At 58.9% G+C, this 21426-nt stretch carries 19 protein-coding genes and 1 tRNA gene; 5 read left to right on the top strand and 15 right to left on the bottom strand.

Annotation, left to right across the window (positions count from 1 at the left end):
- Positions 1 to 24: 24 nt before the first annotated feature.
- The gene (locus BBAG_RS00605; protein ID WP_003825506.1) at positions 25 to 1035 is read right to left on the bottom strand and encodes a hypothetical protein; all 1011 of its coding nucleotides are present in this window, start codon (positions 1033 to 1035) and stop codon (positions 25 to 27) included.
- Complete coding sequence (locus tag BBAG_RS08685) at positions 1035 to 2642, bottom strand: ICP22 family protein (protein ID WP_003825503.1); 1608 nt, start codon at positions 2640 to 2642, stop codon at positions 1035 to 1037. The genes BBAG_RS00605 and BBAG_RS08685 overlap by 1 nt, the downstream gene beginning before the upstream one ends.
- A 67-nt stretch (positions 2643 to 2709) precedes the next feature.
- On the opposite strand from BBAG_RS08685, the gene BBAG_RS00595 reads away from it, so the two are divergent.
- A complete protein-coding gene (locus BBAG_RS00595; protein WP_033509111.1) occupies positions 2710 to 3675 on the top strand; it encodes an FKBP-type peptidyl-prolyl cis-trans isomerase in 966 nt (321 codons plus the stop codon).
- A 224-nt stretch (positions 3676 to 3899) separates the two neighbouring features.
- Here the strand turns inward: BBAG_RS00595 and nucS are convergent, their stop codons facing one another.
- The 10 genes from nucS to BBAG_RS00545 all read right to left on the bottom strand — a co-directional run bounded on the left by nucS (position 3900) and on the right by BBAG_RS00545 (position 13335).
- Positions 3900 to 4604 (bottom strand): endonuclease NucS, encoded by a 705-nt coding sequence (nucS, locus tag BBAG_RS00590; protein ID WP_033509113.1) that lies wholly within the window; start codon positions 4602 to 4604, stop codon positions 3900 to 3902.
- Between the two features lie 264 nt (positions 4605 to 4868).
- A complete protein-coding gene (locus BBAG_RS00585) occupies positions 4869 to 5165 on the bottom strand; it encodes a F0F1 ATP synthase subunit epsilon (RefSeq protein WP_003825497.1) in 297 nt (98 codons plus the stop codon).
- On the bottom strand, positions 5165 to 6640 hold the full coding sequence (gene atpD, locus BBAG_RS00580) for a F0F1 ATP synthase subunit beta (protein WP_003825496.1): 1476 nt from the start codon (positions 6638 to 6640) through the stop codon (positions 5165 to 5167). The genes BBAG_RS00585 and atpD overlap by 1 nt, the downstream gene beginning before the upstream one ends.
- An 8-nt stretch (positions 6641 to 6648) precedes the next feature.
- Positions 6649 to 7557, bottom strand: a complete 909-nt coding sequence (locus BBAG_RS00575) for a F0F1 ATP synthase subunit gamma (RefSeq protein ID WP_003825495.1) — start codon at positions 7555 to 7557, stop codon at positions 6649 to 6651.
- 3 nt (positions 7558 to 7560) lie between these two features.
- Positions 7561 to 9189, bottom strand: a complete 1629-nt coding sequence (gene atpA / locus BBAG_RS00570; protein ID WP_003825493.1) for a F0F1 ATP synthase subunit alpha — start codon at positions 9187 to 9189, stop codon at positions 7561 to 7563.
- A gap of 53 nt (positions 9190 to 9242) precedes the next feature.
- A complete protein-coding gene (locus tag BBAG_RS00565) occupies positions 9243 to 10070 on the bottom strand; it encodes a F0F1 ATP synthase subunit delta (protein ID WP_003825491.1) in 828 nt (275 codons plus the stop codon).
- A gap of 30 nt (positions 10071 to 10100) precedes the next feature.
- Positions 10101 to 10625 (bottom strand): F0F1 ATP synthase subunit B, encoded by a 525-nt coding sequence (locus BBAG_RS00560; RefSeq protein WP_003825489.1) that lies wholly within the window; start codon positions 10623 to 10625, stop codon positions 10101 to 10103.
- A 46-nt stretch (positions 10626 to 10671) separates the two neighbouring features.
- Positions 10672 to 10902, bottom strand: coding sequence for an ATP synthase F0 subunit C (gene atpE / locus BBAG_RS00555; protein ID WP_003825487.1), 231 nt, complete (start codon positions 10900 to 10902; stop codon positions 10672 to 10674).
- 60 nt (positions 10903 to 10962) lie between these two features.
- A complete protein-coding gene (gene atpB / locus BBAG_RS00550; protein WP_003825486.1) occupies positions 10963 to 11766 on the bottom strand; it encodes a F0F1 ATP synthase subunit A in 804 nt (267 codons plus the stop codon).
- A 531-nt stretch (positions 11767 to 12297) separates the two neighbouring features.
- Positions 12298 to 13335, bottom strand: coding sequence for a homoserine O-succinyltransferase (locus BBAG_RS00545; protein WP_003825485.1), 1038 nt, complete (start codon positions 13333 to 13335; stop codon positions 12298 to 12300).
- A 118-nt stretch (positions 13336 to 13453) separates the two neighbouring features.
- Here BBAG_RS00545 and BBAG_RS00540 point away from each other — a divergent pair.
- Positions 13454 to 13530, top strand: a tRNA-Met gene (locus tag BBAG_RS00540).
- A 53-nt stretch (positions 13531 to 13583) separates the two neighbouring features.
- On the opposite strand, the gene BBAG_RS00535 is transcribed toward BBAG_RS00540, so the two are convergent.
- Entirely contained in the window at positions 13584 to 15509 is a 1926-nt protein-coding gene (locus BBAG_RS00535) for a hypothetical protein (protein WP_003825483.1), read from the bottom strand.
- A 290-nt stretch (positions 15510 to 15799) separates the two neighbouring features.
- Between BBAG_RS00535 and BBAG_RS00530 the strand changes: the two genes are divergently transcribed.
- Positions 15800 to 18040 (top strand): alpha-1,4-glucan--maltose-1-phosphate maltosyltransferase, encoded by a 2241-nt coding sequence (locus BBAG_RS00530; RefSeq protein WP_033509115.1) that lies wholly within the window; start codon positions 15800 to 15802, stop codon positions 18038 to 18040.
- A 143-nt stretch (positions 18041 to 18183) separates the two neighbouring features.
- On the opposite strand, the gene BBAG_RS00525 is transcribed toward BBAG_RS00530, so the two are convergent.
- Entirely contained in the window at positions 18184 to 18639 is a 456-nt protein-coding gene (locus tag BBAG_RS00525) for a hypothetical protein (protein WP_231855870.1), read from the bottom strand.
- Positions 18640 to 18826: 187 nt separating this feature from the next.
- Between BBAG_RS00525 and BBAG_RS00520 the strand changes: the two genes are divergently transcribed.
- Positions 18827 to 19321, top strand: coding sequence for an inorganic diphosphatase (locus BBAG_RS00520; RefSeq protein WP_003825472.1), 495 nt, complete (start codon positions 18827 to 18829; stop codon positions 19319 to 19321).
- Between the two features lie 575 nt (positions 19322 to 19896).
- A complete protein-coding gene (locus tag BBAG_RS00515; protein WP_003825470.1) occupies positions 19897 to 20466 on the top strand; it encodes a manganese efflux pump MntP in 570 nt (189 codons plus the stop codon).
- Between the two features lie 87 nt (positions 20467 to 20553).
- On the opposite strand, the gene BBAG_RS00510 is transcribed toward BBAG_RS00515, so the two are convergent.
- Entirely contained in the window at positions 20554 to 21300 is a 747-nt protein-coding gene (locus BBAG_RS00510) for a hypothetical protein (protein ID WP_003825469.1), read from the bottom strand.
- Positions 21301 to 21426 lie beyond the last annotated feature (126 nt).

Below are 21426 nucleotides of genomic sequence, written 5' to 3'. Positions count from 1 at the left end.
GCCGTGCGCACGGCATGGGATGGCTTATATCGCCTCCACTTTGATGGGCTGGCGTTCGGCGCCCACGGCGACGATCTGCTGATTCGAACCCGCTGCGGGAATCCACAACGCGACCACGTTCACATAGGTGACCTTCATGGTGCTGGTGGCCTTGCCGTTGCCGAACAACGCTTTTTCCTCGTCGGAGGCAGGCAATGATTCACGCCCTTCACCGGCCTGCCTGGTCCATGTGGAATCGATGCGCGCCACGACCAGGTCGCCGCCATCCGCCGCCGAACGCATGATCTTGATCTGGTCCTTCGGCACGGTGAAGACCTGCTGCTGCGTGCCCTTGTTAGCCTCCATGCCTTGCTGCACCGTGGCGGAAAGCTTCTCCAGATCGCTGCGGAACATGTCGTCGGCGATCTTCTTCTTGTAGGCGCTGGCATCGCCCTTGTTCAGCAGATCGCAGTATTCGCTGACCGCTTCGGCGGGGGTCGCCACCAGTTTGGCGTCTTTGGCGGTGCCCATTTCGCTGCCCAGCTTGGGCACTTCGAACTTAGGCAGTTTCGCGCCTTGGAACAGTCGTGCGACGCCCCACAGCTTGTAGTTGTCACGCGCCGAGTCCTGGGTCAGTACCAGCAGCCTTTTGGACTGCTGGTCGTCGGTGGTGGTGGTGATGGTGAACACGGTGCGGGGCCAGCCGTCGTTAACGGGGATGACGGTCTGCGTGATCTTGCGCGGAATCGTAGCCTTGGCCGGCATGCTACCGGTGGCCTTGGCGATGGTCAGTTCGCTGGAACGGATGTCGAGCTGTGGGCCAGTGACGCGTTCGCTGAGGCCGTCGGCGCTTTGTGCCGCGTCGGCCGCGTCGATCACGTCAAGGATCTTGTTGCGAATCGCGTGTTCCTGGGTGGTGGTCAGATCAGGCGAGGACTGTTCGGACGACTGGCTTGACGTGGCTTGCGGCACCTGGCCTTCACACGCTGCGAGGGAGACCAGCATGCCGGCGCTGACCAGTAATGCCGCGGCTTTGGTAACGGTACGTTTCTTCATCAGGATTCCTCCTCGGCGGACTGCTCGGCGGCATGATCGTCTTCGTCGGCTCCGTCTTCGGTTTCGTCATCAGATTGTTCGGACGATTGTTCGGATTGGGGCGAATCGTCGGCGGATTCTTCAACCGGCTCCGCTTCGGAATCATCGGGCTGGTTATCGGACGCATCGTCGGGCTGGTCGTCAGCCACTTCCTCATTCGATGCATCGGCATCAGCATCAGCGGCCTCGACTGCATCGTCAACCGCATCGGCCGTATGCGACTCGTCCGATTCGGCGTTGGTATCCGCTTCGCTATCGTCGTTCGGATCATCACGTTCATCGGTGTTGTCCGATTCGTCGGATTCAGCGGTATCGTCCGATTCAACTGGATCGGCGGATTCAACAGGCTCGTTCTCCGCGTCAGCGTCAGCATCAGCATCAGCATCAGCATCAGCGGAATCATCATGCACTTCACCGGCGGAATCAGCCACGTCGGCGGCATCCGTATCAGTGATACCCGTATCGGCAGCATCGCCATCCTCGGCAATACCGAAGGATTCGTCGGACTCCTGAGCCAATCGCGCGAAATACGCCTGCAATTCGTCCGCGGAAATAACCGAAGTCTCCTCGCCGACGGACATATCGTCATCATCCGCGGCAGCACCGGCTGCATCAGCCACCAGATTACGAGCGGACGGATCGATTACTGTCGGCTGCTCAACATCCTCCCCGGCCGCAGCGGCATGACGGCGCCCGCCACGCTTGCTCGGCTTGAACGCGGCGGCAAGACTGCTCATGCTGCCGGTCAGCGCCTCACGGATGGACACCTCCTCGACCGGCTCCTCAGCCTGCTGATCGGTATGCTCGTCAAGCTGCCCGGCAGTACCCATCACCATGCGATGACGGCGGCGATGCGGAGGCATGGCGAACACGGAAGCGGTCAGCACCGCCCCCACAGCCAGCAAACCGCCAACGAAATAGAACGGCGTAGCAAAATCAGGCAGCGTCTTACGCGTCCAGGTGAACGAGATATCCGCATTCTGCTTCTCGCCCAAATCAACAAGCAGAACCGTCGAATCGTTCTTCACATTGCTTTCGAACTCAACGCTCTTCGTGTCGCATGTCACGGCATGCCACATGTCGGAATCCTTGAAATCGACGCCTTCCACAGTGCCGTCCTGCGACGTTCCGGCATTCTGCCCTGACGACGAGCCGGCCTTCTCCGTACCCAGCGTCTGCCAATCATCAAGACCAGTCAGGCGCACATAGCGTTCACCGGACAACCATCCGGCGGCATCCTTGGCGGAGGCGGCGGCAACGCAGACCTTCCCCGATCCGCCAGACAGCACCTTCACCCTCACATCGCTATCCACTAGGCCGGCCACACCGGGATCCGTCACCACATAACGACTGCCGGAAACCTGCGTTTGCGCCGTAATCGTACGACTGGGCTTCCATTCCGTGGCATTCATAATGCCAAGTCCGATGGCCGCAACAGCGAGCAGTCCCAGAATCGGTGTTACCACACCGCGCATCAATACCGCATGACGACGCGCTTTCTTCTCAGCGTTTGGCTCGTTATCCATGGCTTCGACCTCGGATTCGTTTGTCCGCTTTAAAAAACTCATAACCCAGCCATTCTAGCAAAGGGCGTCATCGCCGGAAAATCAAGGTTTCCGGCTACAGTGGTATATCATGCATTCACAGAAGATCACCACGCTGCTCCGCTCCGCCTTGGCGGCCGGATGCGCGCTGGCCATGTGCGCCACACTCGCGGGTTGTTCCAACAATTCATCCTCATCATCGTCCTCATCCAAGGAATCCAGCAAGCAGACGGTCAATATGGACCAGATCGCCGGCATCACCGCCACCGGTAAGCTCGGAGAGAAACCGAAGGTCACGTTCAAGACCCCGATGACGGTGCAGAACAACACCTACGCAGTGCTGCAGAAGGGCGATGGCGCCACCATCCAGAAGGGCGACCGCGTGTGCGCCCAAGGCATTGCGATAAACGTCAAGGACGGTTCCGAACTCATGAGCTCATGGGAGAAGAACACCCCCGACTGCTCCATCCTGCTGTCCGACTCGAACCTCAAGCAGATCGAACCGTACAAGGCGATGATCGGGCAGAAGCTCAACACCTCCATCGCATTCGGCATCAACGACAGCAATTCCGCAAACACCTCGTACATCCTCGTCTACACGCTCGTATCCAAGTCAAAGGATCTCACCCGTGCCGAAGGCGACCAGGTCACCGATGTTCCGGCGAGTCTGCCAAAGGTGACGCTGGGCAAGAACGGCAAGCCGTCCATCGATATGAACGGTCAGGGCTCGGTCGACAAGCAGATCACCCAGACGCTCATCAAGGGCAAGGGCACGAAGATCACGAATTCCATGACCGCCGTGGTGAAGTACACCGGTTGGACGACCGACGGCAAGCAGTTCGATTCCTCGTGGGATAAGAACACGACGTTCGACGCCGACGTCTCATCGTCCGGGCAGATCATCCAAGGCTGGAAGGATGGCCTGATCGGTCAGACGGTCGGCTCGCAGGTACTGCTGGTGATCCCGCCCGACAAGGGCTACGGCAATAAGGCTTCCGGCTCGATTCCGGCGAATTCCACGCTGGTGTTCGTGGTCGATATTCTCGCCGCGTACTGATGTACCGTTACGCCATGTGACGGCGAGCCCAATGGCACATTACAACGAGTGGGTCTTCCCGGTTCAATGTGAGCTGGGAAGACCCCATTTTATGCCACTATCCCACATCCCACTTGTATCTGTACCAGTATCCGCAGCCTGAAAGCCGCATTACCCCTCAGATAACCATTTCCTCAAACTACCGTCGCTCATGGGGTGCTCACCATCGGTAGTTTGAGGAAACGCTAGAACAGGCGCAGCGAATCGTCCTCCACACCCTTCATCTCCTCATAGTCGAGAATCAGGCAGCGGAATCCGCGGTCCTCGGCAAGCACGCGGGCCTGCGGGGTGATGGTCTGCGCGGCGAAGATGCCGTGCACGGGTGTGAGCAGCGGGTCACGGTTCAGCAACTCGCAATAGCGTGTAAGCTGCTCCACGCCGTCGATGCCGCCATGCCGTTTGATCTCGATGGCGACGTGCTCGCCGTTCGCATCGATGGCCATGATGTCCACCGGACCGATGGCGGTCGGGTATTCGCGGCGCACCAGCTTCGCCCCTTTGCCGATGCGTTCGATCTGCTCGGCCAGGTACTGCTGCAGGTGGTCTTCGACGCCATCCTTGATCAATCCTGGGTCCTCGCCCAAGTCATAGGTTTCATCGGAATAGATGTGCTGCAAGGTGACTTCCAGCACGTCGGAGGACTTGGCGGAGGCGACGCGCAGCACCTTCTCGGGGGCAGGCGTATCCGCATCATCGTCCGCGTCGGGCGGGGTGATGTCTTTGAGCGTGCAAGGTGCCGCCATCCAGTTGAGCGGCTTGTATGACCCGAGTTCGGAGAAGATCAGCAGACTGTTATCGGCCTTGACCAGCAGCACGCGTTTGGCAAGCGGCAATGAGGCATTAAGACGGCCGGAATATTCGGCGGAGCAATCGGCAACCAGAATTCGCATAAGAGCCCACCCTAGCGCATGGGTCCAATCTTCCGGCCAATCGCCCCATCGACGGCTCAGGGCTATGCCGGCGGTCATCAGAAGGCACCGACGGCAACCGGTGGAAACTGCCACAACACCATGACCGGCAGTCGCAACCAACCCAGGGCATGTGGAAAATACAAGAATGGGGCGGCACCCATGTAGAGTGCCGCCCCATCGGGAAACGATAGTCGTCGACTCATCACCGCTGATCGTCTGATCGTCGACGTATCGCCAGTGCGGTTATTCTGCGCTTTCGACCTCGGCACGCTTCAACGTACCGGCATCTTCGACCGCAACGGTGAGCTTGTTCGAATCGAAGGAGATGAATCCGTCCGCAACTTCGATTTCGCGACGGGAACCATCCTTCTCAACCACGGCAAGCTTACCCTGCTTAATCAGCGTGAGCACAGGCTCATGATTAGGCAGAATACCCATCTGACCGCCGGAAGCGGGAATGGTGACCTGCAACGCCTCGCCGCTCCACACCGGGTGTTCGGCGCAGACGATGTTCACCTGCATCGTGGCTTTCTCACTCATCAGTCACCATATTCCTTCTGCATGTCGTGCCACTTGCGCTCGAGATCCTCGATGCCGCCGATGCCGGAGAAGGCCTGCTCGGGCACGTTGTCGTACACGCCGTCGCAGATGCGGGTGAAGGCTTCGATGGTCTCGTCGGCCGGCACGTAGGAGCCCGGACGACCGGTGAACTTTTCGGCCACGTAGAAGTTCTGGCCGAGGAACTGCTCGATACGACGAGCACGGTTCACGGTGGTCTTGTCCTCTTCGCTCAGCTCGTCGATACCGATCAGGGCGATGATGTCCTGCAGCTCCTTGTTGCGCTGCAGAATCGCCTTGACACGGTTGGCGCACTCGTAGTGAGCCTGGCCCACGTAACGCGGATCAAGGATTCGCGAGGTGGAGCTCAGCGGGTCCACTGCCGGGTAGATGCCCTTCGAGGCGATTTCACGAGAAAGCTCGGTGGTCGCGTCGAGGTGGGCGAAGGTGGTTGCCGGAGCCGGGTCGGTGTAATCATCGGCCGGCACGTAGATGGCCTGCAGCGAGGTGATGGAGTGGCCTCGCGTGGAGGTGATGCGCTCCTGCAGGGCGCCCATCTCATCGGCCAGGTTCGGCTGGTAGCCCACGGCGGAAGGCATACGGCCCAGCAGAGTCGACACCTCGGAGCCCGCCTGGGTGAAGCGGAAGATGTTGTCGATGAACAGCAGCACGTCCTGGTTCTGCACGTCACGGAAGTATTCGGCCATGGTCAGTGCGGTCAGCGGAACACGCAAACGGGTACCCGGCTGCTCATCCATCTGGCCGAAGACCAGTGCGGTCTTCTCAAGCACGCCGGCCTCGTCCATTTCGCCGATCAGATCGTTACCCTCACGGGTACGCTCGCCGACGCCTGCGAACACGGACACACCGCCGTGGTTCTGAGCCACGCGCTGAATCATTTCCTGGATCAGCACGGTCTTGCCGACGCCTGCGCCGCCGAACAGACCGATCTTGCCGCCCTGTACGTACGGGGTGAGCAGATCGATGACCTTCACACCGGTTTCGAACATCTGGGTCTTGGACTCCAGCTGGTCGAATGCCGGCGGATTGCGGTGGATAGGCCAACGTTCGGTGATGGTAATGGTCTCGTCCGGCTTCTTGTTGAGGATGTTGCCGGACACGTCGAAGACATGGCCCTTGGTCACGTCGCCGACCGGCACGGAGATCGGCTTGCCGGTATCGTGCACTGCGGCACCACGGACAAGACCGTCGGTCGGCTTCAGGGCGACTGCACGAATGGTGGAATCGCCGAGGTGCTGCTCGACTTCCAGCGGAATCGTGTGGCTGCCGCCTTCGCCTTCCTCCTTGGTGCCCATGTCGGACAGCTCAACGGTCAACGCGTTGTAGATGTCGGGCAGATGGCCAACCGGGAATTCAACATCGATAACCGAACCCTGGATACGCGTAACGCGTCCGGCGATCGGCTCAGTAGCTTCTGCAGTCTGGTTCTCAGCCATATGCGTTCCTACTCTTCCTTCTTATTCAGCGCGTCGGCGCTGCCGATGATTTCGGTAAGTTCCTGGGTAATCGAAGCCTGGCGGGAAGCGTTGAGCTTACGCGTCAGATCGTCGATCAGGCTGCGGGCGTTTTCGGTCGCCGTGTGCATGGCATTCTGTCGGTTTGCCGTCTCGGATGCGGCTGCGGTAAGCAGGCATTCGTGGATGCGCGACTGAATGTACTTCGGCAGAATCGCGTCCAGCACTTCGTCCACGCTCGGTTCGAACGAATACAGCGGGCTGGCTTCGGCGTTCAGGTCGTTGTTGACCTTGCTCGGATCAGCAACAACCTCGACCGGCAGCATGCGCAGCACGCGCACCTTCTGCACCACCATGTTGACGAATTCGGTGAAGACGATGTAGAGCTCGGAAACCCCGCCCTCCTCATCAGGCTTCATATACGCGTCGATCAGTGCGTTCGAGATCGCTTCGGCGACTTCAACGCCGGGCTTGTCGGTATTGCCTTCCCACGTACCTGCAATATCGCGATTGCGATACTTGTAGTACGACACTCCGCGACGACCATACACGTACAGTTCCGTCTGCTTGCCCTGCTCATCGAGGCGGGCCAGCAGTGATTCCGTTTCGCGGATGATCGAGGAGGTGTAGGCACCTGCCATACCACGATCCGAGGTGAGGGCGAGAACGGCCACTCGAGTGCCGTTCTCGCGTTTCTTCACAATCGGATGATCGATATGGGTATGCTGTACCAGAGCTTGCACGGCGTCGGAAATCGCATCGCTATACGGCTTCGCGTTCAAGGCGACATCACGCGCCTTGGCGATGTGCGAAGACGCGATCATCTCCTGCGCGTTGAAGATCTTCTCCAACGAGCTGGTGGAGGCGATCCTAGATTTCAATGCGAGTTGCGAGCCCATGGATCACTTCTCTCCCGCGACGATCTTTTCCTGCTCGATCGGGGCGGCATGCTCCGTATCGGGCTTCTTCTCGACCAACGGCTTGCCTTCGCTGGTCACGAAGGTTGCGCGGAACTCGTCCACTGCCTTGTCGAGAGCGGCCTCGGTATCGGCGGTGAAGTCACCCGTTTCGCGGATGGTCTTAAGAATGTCGGTGTTGTGCTCCAGGTAGTCCAGCATGCCCTTTTCGAACGGCAGCACGTCGCTCAGCGGCAGATCATCGATCTTGCCATGGGTGCCGGCCCACACGGAGGCCACTTCCTGTTCCATGGAGTACGGCGAGAACTGCGGCTGCTTGAGCAGCTCGGTCAGGTGCGCGCCACGGTTCAGCTGGGCCTTGGAAGCCGCATCCAGATCGGAGGCGAACATGGCGAAGGATTCCAGCGAACGGTACTGGGCCAGGGAGATCTTCAGCGTGCCGGAGACCTTCTTCAGTGCCTTGGTCTGCGCTGCGCCACCGACTCGGGAGACGGAGATACCGACGTCCACTGCAGGACGCTGGTTGGCGTTGAACAGATCGGACTGCAGGAAGATCTGACCGTCGGTGATGGAAATCACGTTGGTCGGAATGTACGCGGACACGTCGTTCGCCTTGGTTTCGACGATCGGCAGACCGGTCATCGAACCACCGCCGAGGTCATCGGAAACCTTGGCGCAGCGCTCCAGCAGACGGGAGTGCAGGTAGAAGACGTCACCCGGGTACGCTTCACGCCCCGGCGGGCGACGGAGCAGCAGAGAGATCGAACGGTAGGCCTCGGCCTGCTTCGACAGGTCGTCGAAGACGATCAGGACGTGCTTGCCGTGGTACATCCAGTGCTGTCCGATAGCGGAACCGGTGTACGGAGCAATGTACTTGAAGCCTGCGGAATCGGATGCCGGGGAGGCCACGATGGTGGTGTACTCCATGGCACCGGACTCTTCGAGGGACTGCTTCACCGATGCGATGGTGGAGCCCTTCTGTCCGATGGCCACGTAGATGCAGCGGACCTGCTTCTTCGGGTCGCCGGATTCCCAATTGGCCTTCTGATTGATGATCGTATCGATTGCGATAGCGGTCTTACCGGTCTGGCGGTCGCCGATGATGAGCTGGCGCTGGCCGCGGCCGATTGGCGTCATTGCGTCGATGGCCTTCAGGCCGGTGGACATAGGCTCGTCAACCGGGTGACGATGCATAACGTCCGGAGCCTGGGCTTCCAGAATACGGCGGCCTTCGATCTTGATCTCGCCCATGCCATCGATAGGACGACCCAGCGGATCAACGACGCGACCAAGGTAGCCATCGCCTACGGGCACGGAGAGCACTTCGCCGGTACGACGCACTTCCTGGCCTTCCTCGATACCAGCGAAATCACCGAGGATAACCACACCGATTTCGCGAGCATCAAGGTTGAACGCCAGGCCCTGCGTGCCGTCCTCGAAGGTCAGCAGCTCGTTGGCCATGCAACCAGGCAGACCTGTCACGTGCGCAATGCCGTCGCCGGCCGTCGCGACATAGCCCACTTCCTGAGTGGGGGTGTCGGTCGGCTTGTACGCTTGGACGAAATCGTCAAGCGCCTTGCGCACCGAGGCAGGATCAATGGTAAGTTCTGCCATGATCTCTCCTTTATTGTTGTGTAAAAATCTGTTTGTTCAGCGTTTCCGGCCGTTCAGGATACGGCTTTTACGCTGCGCTGCAAGTTCTCCAGCTGCGCCACCACGGTGTTATCCGTGACTTCGTCGCCCACCTGTACGCGCATGCCGCCAAGCACGGACGGGTCGACCACGGAATTGATGTGGACCGCACGCCCGATCTTCTTGGAATACACTGCGATGAGCTTGTCGATCTGTTCCTGCTTCAGCGGCGTGGCCGTAGTCACGATGACCATCGACTCGCCCATATGACGGGAAAGCTTGTTGATCAGCCACTGAATGGTTTCCAGGTAACGACGCCTGCGCAGATTCTCCGTGGCGTGTTCGGCCAGACGCATCGTGACCTTGTTCAGCCCTTTGCCGTCGAACAGTTCATGGAAGAACTTGACTCGGGCCTCGCTGGGCACGGTCTCGTCGTAGAGCTTGGCGCGCACCACCGGCGTATTCAGCAGCGCGGAGTGCAGCTCGGCCAGTTCGATGGACACCTGCAGCGTGCTGTCGGTGGCGTCCGCGTAATACATCATGGCGTCTACGCCAAAGTCCTCGACCGCATTCGCGATGTCGGCGGCGCGACTCCAACGGCGCTTGACGACCTCGGTCATGATCTCCATCGTCATCGGATGCACCTGATCGCCCAACAGGGTGTTCAGAACCGCAACCTTGTCTTCAAGGGGTCGTGACACATCGGTCAGCGCACGCTCGATGCGAACGTTACCGTCGAGCAGCGAGGTGATGACGAACAGCTCATTGCCGATGCGCCATGCATCCTCACGGGTATCACGCAGCTTGGATGCCAGCAAATCACGCGATTCGCGATCCGCAATACGAGATGCTTCTCCTCGCATGATGTCACCTGCCTTTCTCTCTGCCTGATATCACTGCTTGTCCGAATCCATGCTGTCGATCATCTGATCGATCATGGAGGACTGCACCTTCTCGTCCTGCAGCTCACTGCCCAGGATCTTGCCTGCCAGAGCCGTTGCCAGAGCACCGACCTCGCCCTTCAGCGAGACCAGAGCCTGCTGCTGCTGCGATGCGATGGCACGCTGAGCGCTAGCGGTGATCTGGTTGGCATCCGCTTCCGCACGGGAACGCGCATCGGCAACGATGTGCGATGCCTCGGTACGTGCATCATCACGGATCTTGGAAGCCTCGACGCGTGCGTTGCTCAGCTGAGCCTCGTACTTGGCCTTGGCTGCATCGGCATCCTTCTGGGCCTGCTCGGCCTTGGCGATGCCGCCTTCGATCTTCGCGGCACGTTCATCGAACACGGCCTGGAACTTAGGCAGGAAGAACTTGTAGAAGAACAGGGCGACGATGACGAGAATGATGGCCGACCAGACGATGTCGTACATCTTCGGGACGAACAGCATGATTCCACTTTCAGCCAATGTCTCCATATCCGCCTCCTTTCACTTCGTTCGTTGTATTACCGGTTCCTTGAGATCAGGCGAAGATGAAGCCAGCGACGATACCCAGCAGGGCAAGGAACTCGATAAGGCCGAAGCCGATCCACATCAGGGTCTGGATCTTGCCGCTAAGCTCAGGCTGGCGGGCGGTGGATTCAATGGCCTTGCCGAATACAATGCCGACGCCGATACCAGGGCCGATGGCCGCGAGGCCGTAGCCGATGGCGCTCAGATTGCCGGAAACCTCAGCGAGCGTGATGATATCCATGGGTTGATTCCTTTCTAACTGAATTCGCAAGTAACGAATTACAAATCTTACTGTTGTACGTCAGTCCTCGGGATAGCTGAGGTTGATGTACACGGTGGACAACGTGGCGAAGATGAACGCTTGCAGATATGCCACGAAGCCTTCGAACAACGTCATGATGAAGCCGAACAGGAAGGTTGCCGCGCCGAATGCGGCCATCCAGTTGTGCGCTTCGATCAGGAAGAACTGTGTTGCGGAAAAGCACAACGCCACGATGATGTGGCCGGCAAGCATGTTGGCGAAGAGTCGGACCGTCAGGGAGACCGGGCGGATGACGACGACGTCAAGCAGCTGGATCGGGATTGCGATGATCAGCACCGGTGCCGGAACGCCCTGGGGGATGCATTCCTTCTTCAGGTAGGTGAAGAAGCCCTGCTCACGGCAGGCGGTGCGCCAATACTGCACGAAGGTCCACAACGCGAACGCCAACGGCATCATGATCGTCGCGGTGGCGGCGATGTTCATGCCCGGGATAATGCCGCAGATGTTGAACAGCAGAATCGTGAAGAACAACGTGGTGATCATCGGGACGTAACGCTTGCCTCGCGTCTCGCCCATTACTTCGTACACGATCTTGTCGCGCACATATTCAATGCCCCACTCGATGAATCCCTGCCAACGACCGGGGATGAGCTTCGCTTTTGCGGCACTCACGCCAAGTACGATCAGCATGATGACCGTCATAATCACACGCACCAGAATGATGCGGTTCATGGCGAACGGGGTACCTTGGAAGAGAATCTCCGGGGGAAGGAATTCATCGACGGAGGGGATCTCCGGCCCGCTCGCAGCAAGTGTGAGCCCGGACAAAAGTGTCTCGTGCATTCTCGCGCCTCCTACTTCTTCATGTCTGCTGCCAGTCTATCCCTAAACAACCGGTAAATGTGACCTCCCGGTAACATCTCCGTCCATCTCGGTTTGGGCTCGCAGGCTCATGTCGGCGGGGCGCAAATCGAGGGGCTGAACTGCCGCATCGGCATTCAATCTCGAATGGCTAGGTGAAGATTATTCGCCGCCTTCTAGACGAACGCAACAACGACAACCGCAAACCGCAGTTTTGTGCGGATTCGTTCGGCGTTTCGACACGAGGGAAAATACAGCGGATTGACAATCCCATATTCCGTGTTAGCCTTAACAAGCTTGACGTGACAACGTTTTCTATCACATTTCGCTGCCGACCGAAATGTCCACTATGTGTCCGCATGAAGAAATTTCCGTCTTGAAATGTGGACTCAAACATAATCAATATGCGGGCTTCACCGGGAATCAGCGTACAGGGGCGCACAACAACTATGCGGCAACCGCCTCATCAACGACTGCCGCATATTCGCCAAACAATGCATGCACTTTGAAGCGTCACCTTGAGGAAATCACACCATACCCATCGGTAAGGAACGGAGCGAAATCGTCGGAACGCGGGCCGGCCGGTTCATGGCGAATGGACCTATCCGTACCCAACCGCTTATGGGCCCTCAGCTCCGGCACCTCCGTCAGATCGTACGGCGTGGTCTGATACACCCAATTCAGCCAGTTGCGCCACAGCAGATTCGCATGCGCGCGCCAGGCGAACAACGGCTCGAGCTTCGGATCGTCATGGGGGAAGTAGTTCTTCGGGAACGGCACGTTGGTCATACCCTTGGCCATGTCACGCTCATATTCCTCGGCAAGCGTCATCTTGCCGTATTCCCAATGCCCCAATGCGAATACCTCGGAAAAATCACGCGTGGCGATCAGCCCCGGACCCGATTCCGGCCCCCACGTCAGAATCTGCAGATCGGGATTGGCACGCACATCGCCCTCATCCACGCCCGCAAGACGGGAATGCGGTTGCAATGCGATCTCGTCGAACCCATTGGTCAGGAAGCAATACTCGTCCTGCAGGTACTGGGGGAACACACCGAAGATCTTCTCGGGCAGATCCACCTTATGCACGCCATACCGCTGGTACAGCGCACCCATCGCGCCCCAGCACAGGTACATGGTGGAAAACACGTGCGTGGACGCCCAATCGAGAATCCGCTGGAACTCCTCCCAGTAATCGACCTGCTCGAACGGCATATGCTCCACCGGGGCGCCCGTCACCACAAAACCGTCGTAATAGTTGTCCTTCAACGCGTCAAGCGTCTCGTAGAACTTCACCAGATGATCGGCAGACACATGCGTCGCCTCGTGGGTGGAGGTCTTCATGAAGTCGATCTCCACCTGCAACGGGCTCTTGGAGATGAGCCTGAGCAGCTGTGTCTCGGTCTCGATCTTCTTCGGCATAAGATTCAGGATCACCAGTTTGAGCGGACGAACGCGCTGACACTCCGCTTCAGGTTTTTCCAGAGCGAAGATACGCTCAGAATCGAGGATGGCTCTGGCCGGAAGGCCACTGGGGATCTTGATAGGCATGGTTCTTATTATGCAGCGCAAGCGGCCAATTCCCCCCGATGATATTCACGACACGCCGATAGTTGACATATTTTATGTATCGCTTATGGTTGATTGAGCTGTCAAAAAGACAAGCCGTCGCGGGGTGGAGCAGCTCGGTAGCTCGCTGGGCTCATAACCCAGAGGTCCATGGTTCAAATCCATGCCCCGCTACCAAGTACAAGGCTAGGAATCATGTGGTTCCTAGCCTTGTTTCATATCACCATGGCCTACAACGATTCACGCCTGTGAGCCAGCACCAGAATCAGGCTTCCAGCGGCAAGCGCGATCAGCGCCATGGCGATGGCGAAGGCCACATCGCTGCCGGTCGAGGCCAGAGGCGTTTCCGGTTCGTCGTTTTCTTCGACCGTCTCCTCTTCCTCGTCCTCCTCGTCCTCCTCTTCCTCAGGCTCGACGCTCACCCTGGCCTGCTCCCACTGATCGTCGTAGGCGCTGACGGCCGGCATAACACGGTCATCGCCTGCGAAACTCCATACGAACACGTACCAGCCATGGTCTTCGGCAATGATGTTGATCGGCTTGCCGTGAGCATCCAAGGAACCGGCACCCACACGGATCGTACCGTTCTTCGCCGGCACATCCCATGTACCCAGCAGCTTATGATGTTCATCTTCCTGCGGCACCGCAGCGCCAGCCGGCTTGTATTCCTCATCGCTGCCGGGGTCGTCCTTATCCCCGGCCCACCACACGCTTACCTGCGCATGCTTTTCGTCGGCACCGATGCCGAATACTTCGGAACCCGCGAATTCCCCATGGTCTTCGGGAAAACCGTCGACAGTGATGGTGTCGCTGAGTTGCGCGCCGATCGCCGGGGAATGCTCGGTGATCGTCGATTCCACTTGCACCTTGGAACGGTTCGAATTGGTCTCCTCGGCCTCAAGGAACCCGCTGATCGAGTCACCGCTCAGGTATTCGCCCGCCTTCCCCGGCTGCGCGGAGGCATCGAACGCCCACACCCATGTGCCGATGCCGCCCCGCGCCGGCGCATGGTATTCCTCTGCGCCACCCGGCTCACTCGTCGCCGTCACCGTCTTCGTTTGCTCTGATCCGGTGAAAGTGGCGGAACCGTAGGCCGCGGGCCTGTGCCCACGCCGTGCGATGCGATCAAGGAAAGTCTCGACACTTTCACCATCGTTCGGGTTCAATGGAGCGTTCAGCTCGCTTGCGGAAATCCCATCAAAGTAGTAGCCGGTAGCCAACAGCTCCATGTTCTTAGGCCAATGGTTATCCGCTCCCGTCGCCTTCGACGTGACCTTATCGCTTACCGTTTCTCCCGCATCCACGATTTTCTTGGTGGTAACCGTGGCCACTGCCGGCGTGAAATCCTTACGCACCCTAAAAGCGACGCCATCGCCGGCAACCTGCTCCTGACTGCCATAGCACGCGTAATCCTGATTGCTGATCAGCTGCAATGCCTTCGGCGACTGGTATTGCGTATGCACTGCAACCTTGCCGCTTCCGGTGGCATGCCAGGTATGGCGAATCGCGCCGCTTCCCGAAACACCACTTACCGACTGACCGCCATTATCGAACTTCGCGGGCCCTTCCAATCGCACGGAATAGGGAATGCCGGCGAGCGCCTTGCCGTCGCTTTTCACCACGGCATCGACCCAGCCCGATCGCAGACCGTCCACCATTTGGCTGGAGACCTGCAATCCCAACGGTATATTGGTGCCGGCCTCGCCCCACAACCGGTTGGCGATGGCATCCAGATCAGGGTATTGCGCCGAGATAACCGCCCAATGGCGCGCCCACGCCTGCGGGTCGAGTTCCATATGCCGGTGCACAAGGACGCCTATGGCGGCATGGATCTTCGCATCACGACTGTTCTGGTAGCGATTTGCCAGCCAGGCGATGCGACGCACGTTCCCGTTGTCGTCGATCTTACGTTCGCCCGAATAGTCGTTACCGGCTTCGGCACCGGCTCTCATGCAGTATGCGAGCCTGCCGTCGGGCAGTTTTTTGATGGCTCCGATCAGCAGATTCCGACCGTCGACGCGATACCACAGGTTCGTGCCCGGCGGCGGATTGTCCAATGACGCTGCGAACGCCGCCGGCGAAAGCCCCAGCAACACCGCCAGCGCAACGGCAAGCGCCACCAGACCTGTCAGGTATCGTCGCACATTTGTGCCCATGCTCTTCCTCCTATATATACGTCTACATACGTGGTTTCCCCATCCGGCCGCCATGCCGAATAGATATCAACGAGACTGTCAGAACAGGCGAGCGCAATGGACGGTTTCCCACCCCCTGTGGTCGACACTCCCCCAGCCGGGCGTGTTGTGGATAACTCAGCCTGCAGGTTATGCACATTACGCGGCTCTCGGCGCTCATTACGGCAAGTTATGCACACGGGGAAACGGCCATCCACAGATTCATCCACATCCTTCGCCAGCACGCACATACAATAGGAGTGAAACCATTGATGAGTAGCAAGGAGAAGGCTGCCATGTCGACGAAGACCACTGAGAACACAGCGGAGAAGAGCACATCGTCGCCCGCGAAACGAACGACCGGTACGACAAAACGTGCCACGACCGCAACAAGGAAGAGGCGAACCGCCAAAACGCCCGCCCCGGTGACCCCGGGCGAGGCGCCGGCCCCCATTATTCCCGTCACCGAACCCGGCCAGTTCGGGCGCGTCAATGTTATGGACATCACCCCGAACGAGGAACACGGCGTTTACCCCGCTCGTGTGGAACTCGGGGAGGCGTTCGAAGTCACCGCGCAAGTATTCATCGAGGGGCGCACCAAGGTCGGAGCCACGGCTGTAGTACGCAATCCGCGCGGCAAGGAGATGCTGCGCGCGCCGATGACCTGCGTGAACCCCGGTCTGGACCGTTGGACGGTCACACTCACATGCGGCGAACACAGCGACGCCAAGCCGTGGGAACCGGAATTCGCCAAAGTGAAGCGACAGCTGGGCGAATGGACCGTCACCGTGGAAGGCTGGGAAGATACCTATATTTCCTGGCTGCACGACGCCACCATCAAAGTGCAGGTGGGCGACGATGTGGAGAACGCGCTGATTTCCGGCTCCCAACTGCTCGCACGCTGGGCTTCCTCCAGCGACGCCAAGCTGAACGCCCATCAGCGTAAAACGCTGGAGGCCGCCGCCGCGACCATGGCCGACGCCTCGCTTTCCCCGCAGGAACGTCTCGCCGCCGCAACAAGCAGCGATGTCAGCGAACTGCACACATCCAATCCGCTGCGTGACGGCCTGTCACCCAGCGCGCCGCAACGTTTCAAGGTGGAACGCCCGAAAGCCAGCTTCGCCGCATGGTACCAGTTCTTCCCACGCTCCGAAGGCGCCGTGTACGACGATCAGCATGGCAGGATCAAGCAGGGCACACTGGTCACCGCGCTCTCCGGCCTGGAACGTGCCAAAGCCGAAGGCTTCGACATCGTATACCTGCCGCCGATCTTCCCGATCGGCGTGACCAATCGCAAAGGCCGCAACAATTCCCTGATCGCCGGCCCGAACGACCCCGGCTCCCCGTTCGGCATCGGCTCCAAACTCGGCGGCCACGACACCGTTGACCCGTTGCTCGGCACCATGGACGATTTCAAAGCGTTCTGCAACCGCGCCCATGAGCTCGGCCTCGAAGTCGCACTCGATTTCGCCCTGCAGTGCTCCCCCGACCACCCGTGGGTCAAGCAGCACCCGAACTGGTTCCGCACCAAGCCCGACGGCACCATCGCCTTCGCCGAGAACCCGCCGAAGAAATATCAGGACATCTACCCCATCGACTTCAACGCCGATATGCCCGGCATCGAAAAGGAAGTCGAACGCATCATGGACCTGTGGGTCAAGGCGGGCGTAACCATCTTCCGCGTGGACAACCCGCACACCAAGCCGGTGCGCTTCTGGCAGGACGTGATCGCAGCCGTCACCAAGAAGCACCCCGAAGTGCTGTTCCTTGCCGAGGCATTCACCCGACCCGGTATGATGCGCGCACTGAGCTACGTGGGCTTCACCCAATCGCACTGCTACTTCCCTTGGCGCAACACCAAGGAGGAGCTGGAAAAGTACCTGCTGGAAACCAACGGCGACGACGGCTACTACCAGCACAACACCTTCTGGCCCACTACGCCGGACATCCTCACCGATTATGTGCGCGACAACGGCATCGCCGGCCATGCGGTGCGTGCGGTACTCGCCGCGATGGGCTCCCCGAGCTGGGGCATCTACAACGGCTATGAGCTCATCGAAAACAAACAGCGCCCCGGCTTCGAGGAGCAGATCGACAACGAGAAGTACGAGGTCAAAGTGCGCGATTGGGACGATGCCGGCAAGTACGGCATCGCCGAGCTGCTGACCAGTCTGAACCGGATCCGCCGCGAGCACGTGGAAGCCTTCAGCTACCACAATGTGAGCATTCTGCCCTCATCCGATCCGAACATCATCGCGTTCGCCCGCCACACCCCCGCCGAACTGACCAGCACCGGCAAGCCGGAGACGCTGATCGTGGTGGTGAATCTCGACGGTCATAACGCGCATCAGTCGCTGATCCATCTTGAACTGCCCGATCTTGACATCGACCCGAAGCACGACGTTCAGGTGCGCGACGAACTCACCGGCCATGAGTTCACGTGGGGTTGGGACAACTTCGTCTCGCTGGCGCCGTGGGCCGATGTGGCGCACGTGTTCCACATCGTCCGCTGATGTCGCTGATGCGCTAACGCAAGACGCATGGCGGTTGCGCTCCGAGGCCCGGCCGCCCGAACGCAACCGCCATAATGAAGCGGGTGGCCGAATCGTTGATTCCGATTCGACCACCCGCTTTGTTTACTGTTGCTTTGCTGTCGTCACTCCGACTTGTTTTGCTCCAAATGGCGCTGATCGTTGAGCACCGCATCCGTATAGTCAAGATGCTGCTCGGTTTCGTCGTTGACGGCGTAGTAGCTCTTACGCGTATTCCACCATGTTATCCACACGTCCCAGATCAGCAGACTGTTCGTATCCGGCGGACTGGAATATCCCGATGCCTCAGGCCTGGCCCCCGCTTCCTTCAAGGAAGCCTTCAACGCTTTGATATCGACGATTTCACCGGAGATCAACGTAGCCTGATCCCATCTCAAATACGCTATCTGCCAGTCATCCTGCGCCCGGTGCAACCCGAAATACGATGCCCCGAGAAGGCAGAAATACACCGCCAACACCATGGCCACGATACGTTTCTTAGTCAGGTTGATGCTTATGCTTATTTTTTTTGTCATAACAGCCCCTACACTGTTCGCATAAGCACAGGCCGTCTTGCCCATGCTTGATTGCTTACGAAACACAAAGACTAGCATCTTCCAACCATCGCAACCAGCGAACATGGTTAATTAGCCATTCCACTCATAGGCGCATCCATTCCAGCACCCATGACGTGCCTGCCGTACTTCGGCGGAAAGAGGTATTGTGGGTATCGGAAATACAACCTGCCCCATCTCAAGGAGAAACGAAATGGCAGAAACCTTCAACGTCGTGGTGGAGATCCCGCGCGGCTCCAAGAACAAGTACGAAGTCGACCACGAGACGGGCCGCGTGTTCCTGGACCGCACCCTGTTCACCTCCATGGGCTACCCGGACGATTACGGCTACATCGACGGCACCCTGGGCGAGGACGGCGATCCGCTGGACGCGCTGGTCATGATCCCGAACTCCGTGTTCCCGGGCTGCGTGGTCGAGTGCCGCGCCGTCGGCCTGTACCACATGGTGGACGAAGCCGGTGGAGACGATAAGGTCCTGTGCGTGCCCGCCGACGTGCGTTTCGACGACATCAAGGATGTCGAGGACGTATCCGAGTACCACAAGGCTGAAATCAAGCACTTCTTCGAGCAGTACAAGGCCCTGGAGCCGGGCAAGGAAGTCCTGCCGGGCGACTACTGGACCGGCGCTGCAAAGGCTGAGGAGGAAATCGTCGCGGCACGCAAGCGCCTCGCCGAAAGCGAGAAGTGATTTCTTCTTCCTCCTCTGTATCTCAGAGCCCGCTGTTTGCGCAGCGGGCTTTTCTGTTCCTCCGATTCCTCCAATTCCTTCAACTCCCCCGATTTCCTCGGCCAGCATCCTAAATTTCCCAGTGACTGGATGATTTTCTCGCTCCCATGCCAGTCAGCGATCAAAAACATCCAGCCGCTGGAAAAATACGGACGCTCAGCCCATCCCCACACGCCATAAACATCCACTGGCTGGATATTTATCCCGCTCACATGCCGTCCAGCGACCGAAATCACCCAGCCAATGGGAAATGCGGACGCTGACGACCCCCTCACACGCCACAAACATCCAGCCAGTGGAGGATTTGCACCGTTGCGGGGAATTCATAGTAAAGGCAGGGCGCAAACGCCCGATTTCCCCATGCGACGTTATAGTGGCTCATGTAATTACGGCATGCGAACGGTATTCGCTTAGGAACGCGAAGCCCGCTATCAACGGAGGCGGTTCCATGCCGATGCCCCTAGGCGTAGGCGGGCGCCACCCCGTCGAGGCCCATCCCGTAGGGAGACCAGCGGGATGAACCTTTTACCAAACCCATGCTGCTACAGACGTTTCTCATCGCCATTTCCGTTTCCATGGACGCCTTTGCCGTTTCCATCGGCAAGGGCCTGACCGTCAAACGGCTTCGCAAGCGCGATGTGCTGAAAACCGCTCTCTGGTTTGGCGGGTTTCAGGCGTTGTTTCCGGTTATCGGGTATTACGCAACATCCACGTTCAGCAAATATGTGACGGCAGTGGATCACTGGATTATTTTCGGTCTGTTGCTGCTGATCGGCGGCAATATGATCCGCGAGGCGTTCGAGGAGGATGAGGAGAACGCCAAGGAAACCCCGGCATTCGATTGGCGGCACATGCTGCCGATTGCGTTCGCATGCAGCATCGACGCATTCGCCGTGGGCGTGAGTTTCGCATTCATGAATCTCAATATCGGCCTATCGGTCGCCATCATTGGCGTAACAACCGGGTTGTTCGCGGCTGCCGGATTGTGCATTGGCAGATTATTCGGCTCGCATTGGCAGAAGCCCGCGCAGATCATCGGCGGCTTTGTGCTGATTCTTATTGGCGTGAAGGTGCTGCTTGAGCATCTGAGTCTGCTTGGCCTGTGATTCCTCCAATGATTGCATGACGGATAAGGGCGGGGGCTTTGCGAACTGTTTCGCAAAGCCCCCGCCCTTAATCCGTCGCGAGTATATCTACCAGCCCACAATCTGAATCAGCAAGGCGGCGGCGAATACCACTAATCCAAACAGCATCACCGGCAGCAGGGCCACACCGACCCACGGTTCACGCGCATTATCGGCGGCATCAAGCTCTCTGCACCAGAACACCGACGCATAGGCGAGCACCAACGCCACCACTACCATCACGACGATCAACGCCACGAATTTCGTGGTACCAGCCGTGGCGCCGGCATGACGCCCAACCGCCACAACATACGGGAGGAACACCCAGCCGCCCAACGAGATCGAGGCGGCGCCACCGGTCACGCAATGCGATAGCGCGCGAATCAGATGCGAACGTTCTTCGCGTGCCATCTGACGCCCGAACGCCACCACCGTGAGCAGCACCAGCAGACCGGCGACGGCGGCGGCCCAACGCAGCATCGGATAGGTGTTGCGCGTCAGCTCATTGCTCATAATCGCATCGTTTGCGGGAACGACCATCGACCCAAACGATGTGGAAACGCATGCCAACGACAGCACGCCGGCAACGGCACCGATGATGCGATCCGCCATGCCGGCTCGGAATGGCCAGCATACGTGGAATACGGCAAGCACCACCACGGCCACTACCGCGACGCTCGCCGAAGACACCCCATCCATTGGCCCCCGCATGGCGGAAAACACCAATGCCACCACAATGAACACTACATATGCCAGAGCCTGTACGCCCAGCATTCGCGTGCACTTGGCACCATGTTCTTCCACGGTTTCGCTCATGTTAACTCCCGGTTCTTGTTCAGTACTTCACTTATCCTACTCAATCCCCCCACGCGCCTTACATGCTCTAAACACAAGAGATGCATTCTGAAAGACAGCGCATATCCGGCGTGTCCACGATATGCG

Source organism: Bifidobacterium angulatum DSM 20098 = JCM 7096 (genome assembly GCF_001025155.1).
Classification (GTDB): domain Bacteria; phylum Actinomycetota; class Actinomycetes; order Actinomycetales; family Bifidobacteriaceae; genus Bifidobacterium; species Bifidobacterium angulatum.
Note: the sequence above shows the minus strand (reverse complement) of the source record. Positions and strands in the feature narration are given on the sequence as shown.